Raw genomic sequence first — 16,930 nt, forward strand, 5'->3', positions numbered from 1 at the left:
CAAATGCGCAAAGCCTGTGCGGCAACAGAAAGGGGGGCGGCGGCCGGTATGAATGAAGCAAAGCTTGTGCGCGATTTGAAGCGCAAGCAGCGCGGCGCTTTGGATCGGGCGATCGACCGGTACAGCGGCTATGTCGGCGCCGTCGCCCGCAGTGTATTGGGATCCCGCGCAACGCGGGAGGACCTGGAGGAGATCGTTTCCGATTCGTTTCTCGCGCTCTGGCGCGTATCCGAACGGCTGGACGAAACGCGCGGCGGGTTCAAAAGCTATCTTTCCGCCATCGCGCGCAATTTGTCGGTCGACCGCCTGCGCAAATCGCGTCCGGCCGAGCCCCTGCCCGAAGGCGACCTGCTGGCCGCGGACGAAGCGCAGGGGCCGGAGCAGACCGTATTGCGGCGCGAACAAGCGCAGACGCTTCGCGCGGTACTGGAGGAACTGGCGGCGGACGACTGCGAAATCTTCGTCCGTTTCTACTACTACCGGCAAACCGTGCGCGAGATCGCCGAAACGCTCGATATGAACGAATCGACGGTTAAGGCACGCTTGGCGCGCGGCCGCTCAAAGCTCCGGGACAAACTCACAAAGGAGGTGGACGGCTATGCGTATCTCTGAGCTGTTTGACGAGCTCGACCCAATCGAACTAGATTCCCTGCTGGCCGAGCCGCTTCCCAAAGATGAGCCGGATCTCTCCTCCCGCGGTCTCCGCCGGCGCGTCAACGACGCGCTCGACGAGGATCCCGCCGAAAGGAGACGGCATATGAAGCAGCTATTCAAAAAAGGCGTGGCCGCGGCGCTTATCGCGGCGAGTCTGATCACGGCCTCGGTCGCGGCTTATCAGGCGGACTTCTGGAAAGCATGGTTTGAGGGCGGGACGGGTGATCTCGAGGTCAACACCGAAAAGCAGTCCATCGACAACGGCGATATCCGCTTGACGCTCGAGCAGTCGCTCGCGGACAGCAACATGACCTTTGTTGTGTACTCGCTGACCGCGCTGACCGATCAGGGCAAGACCCTGCTGTATGATGAAAACTATGTGGAAGGGATTGACTGCGCAGTATCCGCCAGCTATAAATCCTCGGATGAGGTAATCAGCTATTCAATGGGCGCTTTCCCGGAGCAGGACACGCCCGAGCAGCGGTTTTATTCGCTCAGCACCTCAGATTACGCAGGCCCGGTCACACTGCATCTGCGCGGAAGCGCGGAGGTGATCACCGTACCGCGCACGGACAGCCTGCAGCCTGTTAAAGTCGATCTGAAAAACGCAAAGCTCGAAACGCCGGACGGCGCGCGGTATACCCTGCATTCCCTCGAGCTGACTGCCATGACCTACCAGCTCCATTATACCTGCACGTATCTGCCGGAATTCGACGGCTGGTTTGAGCCGGAGGACTTCCTCTGCTTCGCGATGAAAGACGGCACAATGAAAACCGTAGGACAGTTCGGCCTGGAGCATCGGAGCGGTGGTGACGAAAGCAGTGGCGTCAGCACCGGCTATTTCAGCCCAGTCTGTGATCCCGCCAGCCTCGAAGGAATCGTGGTTGATGGCACGGAATACTTTGTCGACGGCCGCGCCGGCGCCGCCTATCCGATGCCGTATGATATCCGTCCGATCGAGATGCCGACCATCCGCATCGACATTGACGGCAAGGAATTCCTCGGTACGCCGCTCCGCCCGCTCATCGAACGCCTAGGCGGAACGGTCACGTGGGATTCCAAAACGCAGAGCGCGTCCGTCGTTTACCGCGGCGTGACCTGCGTGCTGACCGACGGCAGCACCGGCGTTACGCGCGATGGAAAACGTGTAGACGGGAAATACAGCTCGATGGCTGCTAAGGTCATCGGCGGCACGATGTATGTTGAAAGCAACGCGCTGGAAAACGGCCTTGATATTTCAGTGATCAGCTACCGCCTGCGAAACGCGGGCTTCGATTATTTCCACGCGGAGGACGGCGATTCGACCATCTGGTATGTCGTCCCGTAAAGCAAAAGAGCTGTGCATCAAGCACAGCTCTTTCTTTTTTCCTCATTCACCGACCAACGGGGTCGACAGGTAGCGGTCGCCCGTGTCGGGCAGCAGGACGACGATGGTCTTGCCCGCGTTTTCCGGACGCCCAGCCAACTCGAGCGCCGCCCACAGCGCCGCGCCCGACGAAACGCCGACGAACAGGCCCTCGCTGTGCGTGAAATCGCGCGCGGTGGCAAACGAATTCTCGTTTGTGACCTGGATGATCTCGTCGTACACCTTGGTATCCAGCACGCTCGGCACAAAGCCCGCGCCGATGCCCTGGATCTTATGCGGGCCGGGCTTGCCGCCCGACAGCACGGGCGAATCCGCCGGCTCGACCGCGACGATTTTGATATCCGGGTTCTTTTCCTTAAGATATCCGCCCGCGCCCGTGATCGTGCCGCCCGTACCGATGCCTGAAACAAAAATGTCCACCTTGCCGCCGGATTGCTCCCAGATCTCCGGCCCGGTCGTGGCGCGGTGCGCGGCCGGGTTCGCGCTGTTGTCAAACTGTCCGGGGATAAAGCTGTTCGGGATCTCCTTTTGCAGTTCCTCCGCTTTGGCGATCGCGCCCGTCATGCCCTTGGCGCCGTCGGTCAGCACAAGCTCCGCGCCATAGGCTTTGAGCATGTTGCGGCGCTCGACCGACATGGTCTCCGGCATCGTCAGGATAATACGGTAGCCCTTGCTTGCCGCGACTGCCGCGAGGCCGATGCCCGTATTGCCACTCGTGGGCTCGATAATGGTCGCGCCCGGCTTCAGCGCGCCGCGCTGTTCTGCATCCGCGATCATCGCATTTGCCACACGGTCCTTAACCGAGCCCGCCGGATTGAAATATTCAAGCTTTGCCAGAATCTCGGCTTTCGCACCGTGCTTCTGCGCCAGCTTTTCCGCCGCATACAGCGGAGTGCCTCCGATGAGGTCTGCAAAACTTCTCTTGATATCAGACATGTTGGGTAACCGCCTTTCATTCATTTCACATAATTCATAGGTGTTTTATATGAATTAAGCATACGGCATGTTTTCACATTTGTCAAGCCCTATTTTATAAAAAGAAAAACCCTCCCAAAAGGGAGGGTTTTAGCGATATCTTAATTTAATAAGTAAACATCTGCGTCCAGTACGGCGTGCCGTTCACAACCGTATATCCGACGCCGATCGTCGTAAACTCGGCTTTCAGGATGTTCGCGCGATGTCCGGGCGAGTTCATCCAATCCTGCATGACCGCCGCCGGGGTTCGCTGGCCATAGGCGATATTTTCACCCGCGCCGCGATAGTTCACGCCAGCCTCGGAAAGTGCGGTAAAGGCCGTAGAGCCATTCGGGCGCGTATGCGAGAACGACTGCTTGAGTTCACCCGCGCGGGTCTGCGCCGCCGCTTGTACGCTGCCTGATACCGTCAGCGCAGACAGGCCGTTCTTGGCGCGCTCGGCGTTCACCAGCCGGACGACCTCGGCCGCATAGCTGCTCTGCGACGTGCCGTTGTCCGTGTTCGGCTTGTCCTCCGGCTTTTCGTCCGGAGTCTGCTCGGGCTTTTCCTCGGGCTTTGTATCCGGGGTCTGCTCGGGTTTTTCCTCAGGCTTGACATCCGGCTTCTGCTCGGGCTTCTCTTCCGGTTTAACGTCCGGCTTCTGCTCAGGTTTTGTATCCGGCTTTTGGTCCGGTTTATTCTCAGGCTTGGTTTCAGGCTTGATAACCGGGCAGTTCTGCTGCTGTCCGCAAAGCGTGAAACCGTACTGCTCACACAGCTTCTGTACGATCTGCTGCTGTGCCTGTGATACAATCACCTGCACATTCTGGCGGTTCACGTTCGGGCGGAACGCCGCCCCTGCGGTCGAGGTCGCGGCGACGGTCAGCGCCAGCGCGATCGGAATCATCTTCTTCATAGCTTAAAAACCTCCTTGGTATTCGTTTGACGGCAAAACTGGTTTGTTTTGCTCCACGTACCGAATGATAGCACCGTTTGTAACCGTTTTGCAATGGAAATACCCGCCTCCCCGCCCAAGATACAGAAAAACCCGGCCGGAGTTACCACATTCCGGCCGGGTTTGCAATATTTAATCGAGCTTCTGGATGTTGTAGAGCTGGTTCAGCACCAGCCAAAGCTGCGGAAAATACCGCATGATGTTCCAGATGCTGACGCCGCGCAGGCCGAACTCGCTTGCGAGCGCGAGCTTGGCGCGGATGCTCCGCGCATCCTCGAACCATACCTCGTGTTCGGCGCGCTCGCGCCAATAATTGTAATGCGGCGTCTGCGCAGTCTCATCAAACTGGATAGGCGCGCCCACCTGAATCGCCTGTTCGACCGCCTGCACATTGCCAAGGCTTCGTGCGCGCGACTGCCCCTGTACATACGGCAGCGTCCAGTCATACCCATAATTGGGAATGCCCATAAAAATCTTGTCAGCCGGGACGACCGAGACCGCAAAATTCAGCACTTGCGCCACCTTATCGACCGGCGCGACCGCCATTGGCGCGGATAGGGTATAGCCCCATTCATACGTCATCAACAGCACGTCGTCCGCCGCCATGCCAAGCGCCCGGTAATCGTGCGCCTCATACAGCAGGCCGCGCTGCAAAGCCGAGGTTTTGGGTGCAAGCGCCACCATTACGGTCAGCCCCTCAGGGGTCAGCTTTGCGCGCAGTTCGCTGATGAAAGAAGCGTAGGCTTCCGCGTCCTCCGGCGGGATGTACTCAAAATCCACGTCCACACCTGCAAACCCGTGGCCTTGCAGCGTTTGCAGCAGGCTTTCCATCAGCGTCTGCCGCGCCGCCGGATTCCGGAGCAGCGCGTGCGCACGCTCGCCGGAGAATTGCCCGTCCTCGCCGAGCGTCGTAAGCACCAAAAGCGGTTTTACCTGATACTGCCGCGCCATTTTGGTCAGCAGGTCGGCGTTCTGCGGGATGATGCGCCCCGCCGTGTCAAAGCCATAGGAAAACACCGATAAGTAGGTCAGATACGGCAGCGTGCGGCGCAGCACGCGCAGGTCGATGTTCGGGTACGCATAGCCGTTGACCGCGAGCGTGCCCAGCTTATCGCCCTCAAATGACAGGACGAGCGATTGCCCCGGATAGATCCGGTCGGCGCCGCCAAGCTGCGGGTTGTTCTGCCAGATCGACATGACGCTCGTGCCATGCTGCGCAGCGATATTTCCGAGCGTATCGCCCCGCTTAACCGTATAGGTCTCCCTGGGCTGCGGCACGACGATCGTCTGTCCCGGCGTCAAACGGTTTGGCTCGCGAAGCTCATTCTGCTGGATCAGATACTGCACGGGCACGTTGTACTGCTGTGCAATCCGGTAAAGCGATTCCCCCGGCTGCACGACATGAATGACCATAAAGATACCACCTTTCTCTGGCAGTCTATGCAGAGAAAGGCGGCAAGGTTATTTGCAGTGGATACAGCCGGGCACGTCATACCACTTGACCGGGTAGCCCGCGCCCTTTTTGCAGAAGATCGAGGTGGACGTGTTTTCGGTATCGCGTACACGGTCATAACCGATGGCGGCGACCACTTCTTCCTGGTTTTTGACAGGCTCATAGCCGTCAAATGTCAGCCGCAGGCGGCCGGTGCCGCCCGTTTCCGCGGCAAAGTCCACCGCGTAATCCACGAACGCGGCCACCGGGCCGCGCCCGCGCGCAGCAAAGCGGCCCTCCTCCGCGTCAGCGGGCGTGAATTCACAGCCCATGCGCTGCAGTGAACCGAGCACGCGCCCGGCATAGTCCGCCGCACAGACGGCTTCAAACGCATAATACGGCTCCAGCAGCACATTCTGTGCCTGCTCCAGTCCCTGCCGCACCGCTCGCCATGTCGCTTCACGGAAGTCGCCGCCCTCGGTATGCTTTTCGTGCGCGCGCCCTGTCAAAAGCGTAATACGCACGTCGGTCAGCGGAGAGCAGGTCAGCACGCCGCGGTGCTGTTTTTCAAAAATGTGGTGCTGGACAAGGTTTTGCCAGTTCTTTGCGAGCACATCGACCGGGCAGGCGCTCTCAAACGTGACGCCGCTGCCGCGCGGCGCGGGCTCGAGCCGCAAATGCACTTCGGCATAGTGCCGCAGCGGCTCGAAATGCCCGTAGCCGACGACCGGCGCCGCAATCGTTTCCCGGTACAGCGGCATGCCCTTGCCGAACGACGCCTCGATACCAAAGCGGGTCAGCAGCACTTGCTGGAGCACCTCCAACTGGATCGTGCCCATGGCCTGCACCTGAAATTTGCCCAGATCCTCGCGCCAATGCGCTGCAAGCAGCGGATCCTCGTCCGACAGCAGCTCGAGCGCACGGCGTGTTTGTTCGCGGTCGGCCGCGGTTTCAACGGTCACGGTCAGCACCGGCTGAACCCGCCCTGAGACTGGCAGCGCGAGCGAAAGCCCGACCGCCGCGCAGACCCCACCGTCCTCGACGGCCTGCACGCTTTGATATTTTTCCCCGTTGTACACGCGCAGTTCGTTGATCTTCTCGCCACAGACCAGTTCTTTTGCCGCCAGCGTGCCGCCCGTAACACGGAGAAACGTCAACCGCGCGCCCGCTGCATCGTGCCGGATGCGAAACGGTGTGACGGTACGCTCTTCCGGCTCTTTTGCCCGGACAAACGCCGCCAGCACCCCCAGCAGTTCCTCCACGCCCTCGCCCTGCAAGGCCGCGCCGCACAGCGCGGGACAAAAACGGTTTTCGCGGAACAGGCGCGCCGCGGTGGGCTCGATCTCAAAGCCTCCCTGCTCCAGATATTGCTCCAGCAGCGTATCGTCCAGCCCGGCGAGGAACTCGGCGCAGGGCTCGTCCTGCCCATAGAGGCAGACGGGCGCGCGCAGTTCAGTCTGTAACTGCCGGACGACCCGTTCCGCGTCCGCACCCGGACGGTCGGTCTTATTGAGGAAAAACAGGATAGGCACTCCGCTTTCGCGCAGCAGATGGTACACGGCTTCGGTCTGCGCCTGCACGCCCTCGACCGCGCTGACCACGACGACTGCCGCGTCCATGACCGCGATGGCGCGTTCAGTTTCTGCAGAGAAATCGGCGTGTCCCGGCGTATCGAGCAGGGTGAACGCCTGCCCTGCATGAGTAAAAGAGACCAGCCCGAGATAAATCGAGATGCCGCGCTGCCGTTCGAGCGCGTCCGCGTCAAGCAGCGCGCTGCCCTCATCGACGCGCCCTGCCGTGCGGCGCGCGCCCGTGCGGAACAATATCTGCTCGGACAGCGTGGTCTTGCCCGCGTCCGCGTGGGCTAAAATTCCGATCGTTTTCATAATTTTTTCGGTGGTGTCATGTCATTTGTACGGCCTAGCAAATAATCCACAGAAGTTTTATAAAAATCTGCCAATTGAATTAATACTGCGCTTGGGTAATCATGCGCCCCAGTTTCATAGCCGCTATAAGTAGTTTGTGCAATTCCCAGCATATTTGCTATCTGTTTTTGAGATAAATCTTTATCTTCACGCAAGGCGCGTATATGTTCATATACCATGTTATCACCTCAAAAGCATTTTAGCATAACGAGAAATTCGCTATTGACTTATAACGAGTTTCTCGTTATTATGTTGTTGAGGTGATAGCATTGAACTCCCAAACCTGCGGTTCCTGCAAGCATTTCCGCTTCCACTATGTCCGTTATGGCTACCGCTATAACCGGATACATGACGGCCACTGCGTCTATCCGCGCGTAAAGCGCCGAGAAAGCGAAACGCCAGCCTGCCCGCATTACAAACAGCGCGAAGAAGCGCAGCCCGGTTAACCGGACTGCGCTTCTTTCCGATCCAATTGTACAATAGTCTCCACATGGCTCGTGCGCGGGAACATATCAAACGCCCGCGCTTTTTGCAGCATATAGCCAGCGGCGGTCAATTCTTTGACATCCCGCGCGAGCGTCGCCGGATCGCACGAAACATAAACGATACGCGCCGGCTTCATTTTCATGATAGCATCGCGCGCGAGCTCATCCAGCCCCTTGCGCGGCGGATCGACCACCAACACGTCCGGCCGTTCGCCCTGTGCTGCAAGCATCGAAGCCGTCTTCCCCGCGTCCGCGCAGAGAAATTCGACGTTTCGCACCCCGTTCCTCTCCGCGTTTTGCTTGGCGTTTTCAACCGCCTCCGGCACGATTTCCACGCCGATCACCCGCGCGGCTTGCGCCGCCGCCGTCAGCGTGATGGTGCCCGCGCCGCAGTATAGGTCAAGCACTGTTTCCGTGCCCGTAAGCCCTGCGTATGCAAGCGCGCAGGCGTATAGGTTTTCGGTCTGTGCATGATTTACTTGATAGAACGCATAAGGCGACAAAAGATATGAATTTCCGCACAAATGGTCCTCTAATTGCATTTCTCCCCAAATAACGACCGTACGGTCGCCCAAAATGACATTGTCGTCCCGCCGATTGATATTCAGCAGCACGCCGGTCAGCCCGGGCACGGTTTCCCGCAGCGCCGCAACCAGCCGGTCGAGCGCGGGCACACGCCGTGCCGCCGAAACCAGCGTCACCTGCGCTTCGCCGCTCGCCTCGCCGACCCGCACATAAATGTGGCGGATCATGCCGCCTTGAACGCCGGGCACATATGGCGGAATGCTGTTTTCCTGCATCCAGCCGCGCACAACGGCAGCGGCTTTATCGGCAGTTTCCGACTGGATCAGGCACGTTTCAATCGGCACGATATCATGACTGCGCGGGCGGTAAAACCCGGTGATGACCCTGCCGTCCCCATCCTGGCCGACAGGGTACTGCGCCTTGTTGCGGTAACGTTCTGTGCCGGGCGCGCCTGTGATGCCAGTGAGCTTGCCGCCATCCTGCCCTCCGATGCGTTCGAGCGCATCGCGCACTTTCTTTTCCTTGGCGCGCAGTTCTTCCTCATACGCGATATGCTGGAAACAGCAGCCGCCGCACACGCCGCCCTTGGGGCATGCCGGTTCGATCCGGTGCTTCGACGGCACGACCAGTTCTTCCAGCCGTCCAAAAGCAACGGTTTTCCCCACCTTTGTGATGCGGATATCGCACTGGTCGCCCACCGCTGTGCGCGGAACGAACACCGCCCGTCCGCCAACGCGGGCCACGCCTGTGCCGTCTGCCGTATAGTCGATGATCTGCGCGCGGTAAATTTTATTTTTTAAAAGCTCCATAGAATGCCGAGCTCCTTTTTTCAGTGTTTATTGGTATTATACCATGTATGCGGCGCATACTGCAATTGAAAGGAGCGGTGACACATGGATAAAAAAGAAGTCTCCGGCGAGATCCCCTTTGAATTTCTTCATGAAATGGGCCATAACACCCGCGCAATGGACCGTTTCTTCTCGCTTTCCGACGAGGAACGGGAAAACCTGATGGACAGTGTGTCCACATCTGGCGATCCGGACGAGCGTGCCGAACAGGCGCTCAAATCGCTTGCCCACGGCGGCGAAGGGTATTTCGAGCAATATTAAAAAAAGCGCCCCGATCGGGGCGCTTTTCTTTTTCTCATTCAGCGGTGCCAAACAGCTTTGGCATCATTTTATACAGCAGCAGCGCGACAACGACCGTGATAATGGATTCCGGCAGCATAAAGCTGTTGTAACCCACCGAATAAATCAGCGCACCGGTGCCTTCGGGCGCATAATAGCTCCAGATGAGCGCGCCGGAACCAAAGTGACACAGGAACCGGATGATGCACACGATCACCGTGCCGCCGGCGATCCCAAGCGCACGGTGCGGGAAAGGCTTTGCAAACAACGCTGCCAAGCCCAAGAGCGTAAACGGCAGCACATAGTCTAAAATGACGACCAGTGCATAGTTGAGCGCTGTGCCGACCGGCGGCGCCCAGAAGCCTGTCAGCATTTGCAGCAGCGAGCAGGCGAAGCCCGCGAGCAGACCCCATTTTGTTCCGTGCCGGAACGCAATGATGATAAAGGGCAACATGGATGCGAACGTCACCGACCCTCCCTGTGGCAATTCAAACAGTTTCAGGCTCATCAGCACAAAGCCAACCGCGACCATGACCGCACATTCCACAAGGATATGTATTCGGTTCATATTTTTTGTTTCACTCATTTTTAGATTCCCCCAATCGATTCCTTTGCAAGACCAAAAAACGCCTCCGGCTTACATGCCGGAGGCGTTCAAAAGCGAATTCCCACGCGCCTCTGCGGGCGCGCTTCCCGTATTTGACTCCCTCCGCCGGCATGACCCGGATCAGGTTCCTAGGGTATTTCTCAGCCCCGCGCGGGGCACCCCTGTCTTGTTGTAGGTTCAGTATAGCAGAGAGGGAAAGCAAAGTCAAGCGTCCTGTCCCGCGAGGCGGCGCAGGATGCGCACCGCATCCGCACGGGTAATCGCGTTTTCCGGACGGAACGTACCGTCCCCCTCGCCTTTCAAGATGCCCTGTGCCGCCATGCGCGACACCACGCCGTAAGCCCAGTAGCCAGCCGGCACGTCGGAAAACGCCGGTGCGCCCTCCCCTGCGCCGCTCACCGCGAGCGCATCTGCGATCACGCAAAATTCCGCGCGGGTGATGGGTGCATCTGGGTGGAACGTACCGTCCGCGTAGCCGCGCAGCAGGCCGCGGTCGAAAAGCTTTGCCAGCGCGTCTGCCTGTCCGCCGCCCGGCAGAACGTCGGAAAACCGCGCAAGCTCCGGCCGCTCAGGTTCGCTTTGGTCAATAAGGCTGGCCGCCAGCAATTCCGCCATGCCGCCGCGGGTCAACGGCGTCTGGTCGTCGGATGCCGCGATATCCGCTTTGAGCCGCGGCGTGATGCGCCCGGTATCCGCATCCACACGGCACGCAAATGGGAACCGGATGCCCGCTTCGTTTGATTTACTGATGTTAGCGAACACGCGTCCCTGTTTAAGTGCCTCGTCCAGCAGCGGCGCGCAGGCTTTCAGATCGTCCAGCGTGACGGCTAGAATCGCCTGCCGCTCGCGGGTAAAGTCCGCCTGTGTCCTTCCCGCGCGTTCAACGCCAGCGGCGCTGCCGCGCGACCATCCCGCCTCCTCGTCAAACTCGCCGAGCGCCCGGATGGCATACCCGTTGAGCTCGCGACCAGTCAGCGACAGGCCGCGCAGCCAGTCTGCCGCGCCCTGATAGACCTCGATCACCTGATCCACCGGCACACCGCCCGCGCAGGAAAACGTGACGTCCGTTTCGGAAAAACTCACGTTCGTGCCATATGCGCCGCGCTTATCGCGCAGCTCAGGAAGGGCGTATTTGGCCGACAATACCGAACCCAGCACGCGAAGGGCCGCTGTGTTTTCCGGCATGTCGAAGCTGCCGGTCAGCATAACGTGGTTGGAATCCTGCGTGCCGGAGGATACCACAAGCGCGCTCGGCCAGCCGCCCGGCAAAAATTCACACGAGGATGTGCCGTTCCCTGCGGGCAGCGCCGCAAGCACGGGCTTCACCGCGTTTTGAAACGCGCGGTAATCTGCCTTGCTCCCGCTGAAATCAGCCAGAATACCGCCGCGCCGGACAGCGTTGTCCCACAAATCAGACAGTTCCTTACAGAGCGCCGCTTGATCCTGCTGCTGGAGCGCACGGTCTATAAAATCGCGGTAAACGGTCGACGAGCCGACAAACCCTGCGGGCGCACCGAACAGGAAACGATTTGCCTGGCTGTTTGAACGCAGCATCATGCCATATTCGGTATAAAAGGGGTTGGAATAGAGTGCTTTCAGCGCGTTTTTCCGCTCCGCAAGGAACGCGCGCAGCGCGGATGCATCAATCGCGGGCGGCTCTTTCAGCAAGGCCGCAAGTTTTGCGGCTTGTTCGCCCGCCTTGCCAGCCTCCGCCGAACCGCACGCACGCAATGTGGGCGATAAGGTCTCCGGATCGTCATACCGCGCGCCCGCGTCAAGCGCCAGATACCCGCTAAACCCGTTCTTTTCCATTTGGTCACTCAAATATTCCACGAGCAGGCACCATTTTGGCAGGTCGTCCCACTTGGCTTCGATGGGAAAATATAGGGAGAACGACGCCTCTTGCGCTTTCTCGTCCTCCGTGCGGTACCAGACCGCCTCGTCCGTGGTCTCGCTCGTCTGCGCAAGGCTGAACGGGTCTTCCGAAAAGTCCTCCGCCCCAAGCTGCGGCAGCGTGGCGATCGCCTGTGCGGAATCCGGCGTTTTCACCCATTGATTAAAGTCCTCTGTTTCGCGTTTTACCTGCTCAAGCTCCGATGCGGTCAGCTTCGGGGTTGGCACGCTCGGTTTTTCCGCGCCGTTTCCCACGATCACGACGGTTTGATAGCTGGTGTCGCGCCATTCGGCAGCCAGTGTTTGGAAATACGCGTTCTCGTTTTTCAGCGCGTCGATCGTTTGCGCGCGTCCAATGCACGCAAACGGATCGCCCCCGTAGGCAAAGCCGTTGAATATCTCCTCTCGGCCAAACTGCTGCGCGTTTTTCTGATCCTCCAGCAGCTCATCCCGTTTTTCCGCCGGAATGCCGTTTTTCACCGCGTCCGCGAGCAGCGCATCAAACGCCTTGACCGCCTCGTCCTTTTGCGCCGCCGGCACGCCCGACAGCATCACGCCGACATTGTAAACGCCGCCGCTCGTTCCGCCGACCGTATAGGCCAGCGCGTCGGGAAACTTGTCGCGCAGGCCGCCCTGCAGATACGCGACCAGCGCCCCCCATGCCTCGGCCTTCTTGAGATCGAGCACGTCAGGCCCATGCGCCATCCAGCCGATATCGACCGTTTTAGTCGCGCTTGTCATCCGGTATTCCTGCACCCGCTTGGCAGGGATTCGCGGGGCGTTGTCCATGGAGATCTCCGGCACGGCGGTTTTCTCCTTTTTAGACAAATATCCATGCAGCATTTTAAGCGTTTTGCTGATATCCTGCTTGCCCGAAAGATAAATCAACATGTTGGAGGGCTTATAATATGTTTCGTAAACGCGCATCACATCTTTATAGGTCAAATCGAGAATGTCCGGGATTGCGCCGCCCGCGCTCAGCGTCGGCGCGCCGTTCCCATATAAGTTGCGGTACATCTGTTCGCTGACAAACTCGATTGAATTTTCATCTGTATCCAGACTGCGCAGCTTTAGCTCGCTGAACACGATGCCGTTATACTGTGCTTTGCCGTCTGCGTACTCGGTGCGGATGCCCTGCTGCTTAAAAATGTTCGGTTCGGTGCGCACGAGCGGGTTGAGCACCGCGTCCATATACACGTCGGACAGGTTGTAAAAATCCGCCTCGTTTTGGGTGCGCACCACATAGCAGGTGTAATCGTCGGACGTGTAGGCGTTGAGCTCCTTCGCGACCGAGCTGTTTACCAGAATATGCATCAATTCCCGCACCGGATATTTCTCGCTGCCGCACAGCAGCGCGTGCTCCAGTACGTGGTTTGCACCCTTGGAGTCCTCGGGCGGCGTGCGGAACCCGGCGGCAAAAGAGCGCTCCTCCGCGTCGTTTTCCAGCCAAACGACCTGCGCGCCGCTCTTTTCGTGCCGCAGCAAATGATAAGTCCCCTCGTCTGTTTTTTTGGTCTTTTCTTCAGCAAAGCCGTAGGGTTCATAGCGTCCGGCCGCCCCGGCCGGCGCTGGGAACAGCGGAACGAGCAGCGCGGCGGCCGCCAAAAACGCGATCAGCCTTTTTTTCATGGAAAGCACCTCATTTTCTCCGGTTCATGAAACAAAAGGCCCTGCACATTGACAGGGCCTTTCTGTAAATCGGTTTATGCGCCGATGATCTCCTGCGCCATCTGGAAGAAATCGTCTTCGGTCAGGCTGCCGGGGTCGGTCGTGTAAATCGAGTAGGACATATCGTCCTCGATCCAGCAGACCCTATAAAACGTGTTTTCCTCCCGCTGGTCCGAGCCGTAGCCGATATTGATCTCACCCGCGTCGCGCTTGGCCTGCTCCTCGGCGGTCGGCTTTTCGCTGCCGTCGGGCGGCAGGAAGATCTGGTGCATTTCACGGTAGTGCACTTCCAGCCCGCCGATTTCGCGCACCGTGTCAAACGGCGAGAAATACGTGGCGTCCTCCTGCAGCGGATCGACGTCCAGCGACACAACCGCGCCGTCCTTCTGATAATTCAGAATAATACCGGTAAACGTTTCCACCGCATGGTTGCTTTCATCGTTTTTGGCGGTCGTGTTTTCCCAGCCCTTGTCGAACGTATAGCCGTTTTCAAACGACTCGACGTATTTCATGCCCGGCACATATTTCTGCACCGAGCTTGCCGTCCTGTCGAAATCCGACCATTTTTGATCGAGATACGAGTGGGACGACCAGCTCACGATTCTGCCGCCGGCGAGCGCGCCGGTCACGACCACGGCGAATACTGCACAGAGCGCGACCGCGGTGCGCTTCCATGAGCGCATCTTGCGGCGCGGAGCGGCATTCCGCGCAAAATCCACGCGGACCTTCATTTCCGCAGGCGCGTGCAGGCTGTCGCCTACCGTGTGCAGCGTTTCCGAAATCGCGCGGTTCAAATTCTTGTCATCCATGTGTGGGTGCCTCCCTTGTTTGCGGTTCTCTTTCGGTCAGCGCCCGGCGCAGCATGCGGCGGGCGGAAAACAGGCGGGACTTGACCGTGCCCTCCAGCACGCCGGTCGCCTGTGCGATCTCCCGGACGGACAGCTCGTTGAAATAATAAAGCACAACCACCGTGCGGCGGTTTTCATCGAGCTGCTGCATGGCGGCGTACAGCCGCCGCTGCTCCTCCGTGCGCAAAACAGACGACAGGGCGGACTCGCCCTCCCCGGTTTCAAACAATTCGGCCACCGGCTGTTCACGCCGTTTCTTATTACAGTATTTCCAGGCCGAACGCGTCAGCGTTCTGAGCAGCCACGAGCGGAATTTCGCGCCGTCCCGCAGGCTGCCGATCGACTGCGCGCAGATCACAAACGCCTCTTGCGCCAGATCCTCTCCGTCCGCGCGGGTGCCTGTGATCAGGCAGGCAACGCGGAACGCATCGTCCTTATAGCGTTCGTACAGCGCGTCAAACGCCTGCATGTCGCCGGCTTTCCAGTCTCGGACGAGTTCTTCGTCGGTCATATGGCCCCTCCTTTCCGGTTTTCGGTGCACCTGTCTATAAGAGCGCTTCGGCGTTCGTTCGGTTCACGGGTTTTAAAAAAATATTGGACAATGACGCGGCCGATTGTCGGTTGCGCTTACGCCGCGCCGCCTTTATAATAAGCATAACACATCCCGGTACAAAGCGGGGGAGGAATGAAATGAACAGGCAGGATTTTTTTGATGGCCGCATATTCGACGCCTACCGGTATTTCGGCGCGCATATTGTGGAGCATGGCGTTGTTTTCCGGGTTTTTGCGCCAAACGCGGCAAAAGTCACACTCACCGGCGCGTTTAACAGCTGGGGCGAGGACGAGCTTTCGCGCGACGGCACGGGCGGTTTCTTTACGCACACCGTACCCAGCGCCAAGGCGGGGCAGTTTTACAAATATCGCATATACACGCGGGACGGGCGTGTTGTCGAGCACTGCGACCCCTACGGCTTTGCCATGGAACGGCGGCCAGGCTGCTGTTCTGTCATCACTGATCTTGACGCCTACCGGTTTTCCGACGGCGAGTGGATGGCGGCGCGCACGGCAAGCACCGATCTGCCGCTGAATATTTATGAGATGCATCCGGGCTCATGGCGGCGCAACCCTGAAGACAAGGAAAACGGCTGGTACCGCTATGACGAGCTGGCCGACCTGCTCATTCCCTATCTGCGGGAACACGGATTTACACATGTGGAATTCCTTCCGCTGTCCGAGCACCCGTTCGACGGCTCTTGGGGCTATCAAAATACCGGATTTTTTGCGCCCACCTCGCGCTACGGAACGCCTGACCAGCTTAAAATTCTGATCGACCGTCTGCACCAGGCCGGCATCGGCGCAATATTGGACTTTGTACCCGTGCATTTCGCAGTCGATTCCTATGGGCTTGCCCAGTTCGACGGCACGCATTTATATGAGTATCCGCACGCGGCGGTCGGCGAAAGCGAGTGGGGCAGCTTTAATTTCATCCATTCGCGGCGCGAAACGCGCTGCTTTTTGCAGTCCGCCGCCAACTATTGGCTAAGCGAGTTCCATTTCGACGGTCTGCGCATGGATGCGGTCTCCCGACTGATTTACTGGCAGGGCGACGAGACGCGCGGCGTCAACGGCGACGCGCTTGACTTCCTGAAAACCATGAACGCCGGACTGAAAGAGCGCCATCCGTCCGTGCTGCTGGTCGCAGAGGATTCGACAGCGTTCGCAGGCGTCACCCGTCCGGTCTCAGAGCGCGGCCTGGGTTTCGACTACAAATGGGATCTCGGCTGGATGCACGACACGCTCGAATATTTTCAGACTCAGCCCGATCTGCGCCCGCGCGACCGGCATAAGCTGACGTTTTCCATGGAATATTTTGCAAACGAACGGTATTTGCTGCCGTTTTCGCACGACGAGGTCGTGCACGGCAAAGCGTCGATCGTGCAGAAGATGTACGGTGCCGATCCCGCGCAGAAATTCGCGCAGGCGCGCGCACTCTATTTATATATGTTCGCGCATCCGGGCAAAAAGCTCAATTTTATGGGCGCTGAGCTCGGCATGCTGCGCGAGTGGGACGACGCGGGCGAGCTCGATTGGTCGCTTGACAGCGCCCCGCAGCATCAGGCGTTCCACACGTTTTTCCGCGCACTCTGCCAGTTGTACCGCGCCCATCCCGCGCTTTGCGCCGATTATGCCCCGGGGAATTTCTCTTGGTTAGACAGCCCGGAAGAGGCTCCCTGTGTCTTCGCTTTCACGCGTTCCAACGCGGACGAACGCCTTGCCGCCGTATTCAACCTGTCCGACGAGCCATGCACGGATTGCACGCTGCCCATTGGTTCCGCCGCCGTGCTGCTGTCGACCGAAAACGTGAGCTTCGGAGGGGCAGCAAAAGAAACCGCGTGTTCTTTTTTGTCAAATTCGGACGAAACCACGCTGAATCTGCCGCCATACAGCGGTTTGCTTCTGCAAATTGGATAAAGAAAAATCGCGCCGGTTT

The 16,930-nt window shown here is 58.9% G+C and carries 14 protein-coding genes and 1 riboswitch; of the genes, 4 read left to right on the forward strand and 10 right to left on the reverse strand.

Annotation, left to right across the window (positions count from 1 at the left end):
- Positions 1-48 precede the first annotated feature (48 nt).
- Together SO058_RS10340 and SO058_RS10345 are read left to right on the forward strand one after the other, a co-directional pair.
- Positions 49-612, forward strand: a complete 564-nt coding sequence (locus SO058_RS10340; RefSeq protein WP_320842921.1) for an RNA polymerase sigma factor — start codon at positions 49-51, stop codon at positions 610-612.
- On the forward strand, positions 599-1,981 hold the full coding sequence (locus tag SO058_RS10345; RefSeq protein WP_320842922.1) for a copper amine oxidase N-terminal domain-containing protein: 1,383 nt from the start codon (positions 599-601) through the stop codon (positions 1,979-1,981). Before SO058_RS10340 ends, SO058_RS10345 begins: the two co-directional genes overlap by 14 nt.
- Positions 1,982-2,023: 42 nt before the next feature.
- Here SO058_RS10345 and cysK read toward each other — a convergent pair whose 3' ends face one another.
- The 6 genes from cysK to rlmD form a co-directional block, all read right to left on the reverse strand.
- Positions 2,024-2,956: a cysteine synthase A gene (gene cysK, locus SO058_RS10350; protein WP_320842923.1), complete on the reverse strand. Its 933-nt coding sequence runs from the start codon at positions 2,954-2,956 to the stop codon at positions 2,024-2,026.
- 145 nt (positions 2,957-3,101) lie between these two features.
- Positions 3,102-3,890, reverse strand: coding sequence for a CAP domain-containing protein (locus SO058_RS10355; protein ID WP_320842924.1), 789 nt, complete (start codon positions 3,888-3,890; stop codon positions 3,102-3,104).
- A gap of 171 nt (positions 3,891-4,061) precedes the next feature.
- Positions 4,062-5,342: a LysM peptidoglycan-binding domain-containing protein gene (locus SO058_RS10360; RefSeq protein WP_320842925.1), complete on the reverse strand. Its 1,281-nt coding sequence runs from the start codon at positions 5,340-5,342 to the stop codon at positions 4,062-4,064.
- A 48-nt stretch (positions 5,343-5,390) separates the two neighbouring features.
- Positions 5,391-7,247 (reverse strand): translation factor GTPase family protein, encoded by a 1,857-nt coding sequence (locus SO058_RS10365; RefSeq protein WP_320842926.1) that lies wholly within the window; start codon positions 7,245-7,247, stop codon positions 5,391-5,393.
- Complete coding sequence (locus SO058_RS10370) at positions 7,244-7,465, reverse strand: helix-turn-helix domain-containing protein (protein WP_320842927.1); 222 nt, start codon at positions 7,463-7,465, stop codon at positions 7,244-7,246. The genes SO058_RS10365 and SO058_RS10370 overlap by 4 nt, the downstream gene beginning before the upstream one ends.
- Positions 7,466-7,728: 263 nt before the next feature.
- On the reverse strand, positions 7,729-9,105 hold the full coding sequence (gene rlmD, locus SO058_RS10375) for a 23S rRNA (uracil(1939)-C(5))-methyltransferase RlmD (RefSeq protein WP_320842928.1): 1,377 nt from the start codon (positions 9,103-9,105) through the stop codon (positions 7,729-7,731).
- Between the two features lie 84 nt (positions 9,106-9,189).
- Between rlmD and SO058_RS10380 the strand changes: the two genes are divergently transcribed.
- A complete protein-coding gene (locus tag SO058_RS10380) occupies positions 9,190-9,405 on the forward strand; it encodes a hypothetical protein (RefSeq protein ID WP_320842929.1) in 216 nt (71 codons plus the stop codon).
- A 34-nt stretch (positions 9,406-9,439) separates the two neighbouring features.
- On the opposite strand, the gene thiT is transcribed toward SO058_RS10380, so the two are convergent.
- From thiT to SO058_RS10400, 4 genes are all read right to left on the reverse strand, one after another.
- Positions 9,440-10,009 (reverse strand): energy-coupled thiamine transporter ThiT, encoded by a 570-nt coding sequence (gene thiT, locus SO058_RS10385; protein ID WP_320842930.1) that lies wholly within the window; start codon positions 10,007-10,009, stop codon positions 9,440-9,442.
- A 101-nt stretch (positions 10,010-10,110) separates the two neighbouring features.
- Positions 10,111-10,203, reverse strand: a riboswitch (TPP riboswitch).
- A 31-nt stretch (positions 10,204-10,234) separates the two neighbouring features.
- Positions 10,235-13,552, reverse strand: a complete 3,318-nt coding sequence (locus SO058_RS10390) for an S-layer homology domain-containing protein (protein WP_320842931.1) — start codon at positions 13,550-13,552, stop codon at positions 10,235-10,237.
- A 74-nt stretch (positions 13,553-13,626) separates the two neighbouring features.
- Positions 13,627-14,400 carry a hypothetical protein gene (locus SO058_RS10395; protein ID WP_320842932.1) on the reverse strand — a complete coding sequence of 258 codons (774 nt, stop codon included), beginning with the start codon at positions 14,398-14,400 and terminating at the stop codon, positions 13,627-13,629.
- Positions 14,393-14,950 carry an RNA polymerase sigma factor gene (locus SO058_RS10400; RefSeq protein WP_320842933.1) on the reverse strand — a complete coding sequence of 186 codons (558 nt, stop codon included), beginning with the start codon at positions 14,948-14,950 and terminating at the stop codon, positions 14,393-14,395. The genes SO058_RS10395 and SO058_RS10400 overlap by 8 nt, the downstream gene beginning before the upstream one ends.
- A 179-nt stretch (positions 14,951-15,129) precedes the next feature.
- Between SO058_RS10400 and glgB the strand changes: the two genes are divergently transcribed.
- Complete coding sequence (gene glgB, locus SO058_RS10405; protein ID WP_320842934.1) at positions 15,130-16,911, forward strand: 1,4-alpha-glucan branching protein GlgB; 1,782 nt, start codon at positions 15,130-15,132, stop codon at positions 16,909-16,911.
- The last annotated feature ends 19 nt before the right edge of the window (positions 16,912-16,930 follow it).

The sequence above is a fragment of the Agathobaculum sp. genome, assembly GCF_034098985.1.
Lineage (GTDB): Bacteria > Bacillota > Clostridia > Oscillospirales > Butyricicoccaceae > Agathobaculum.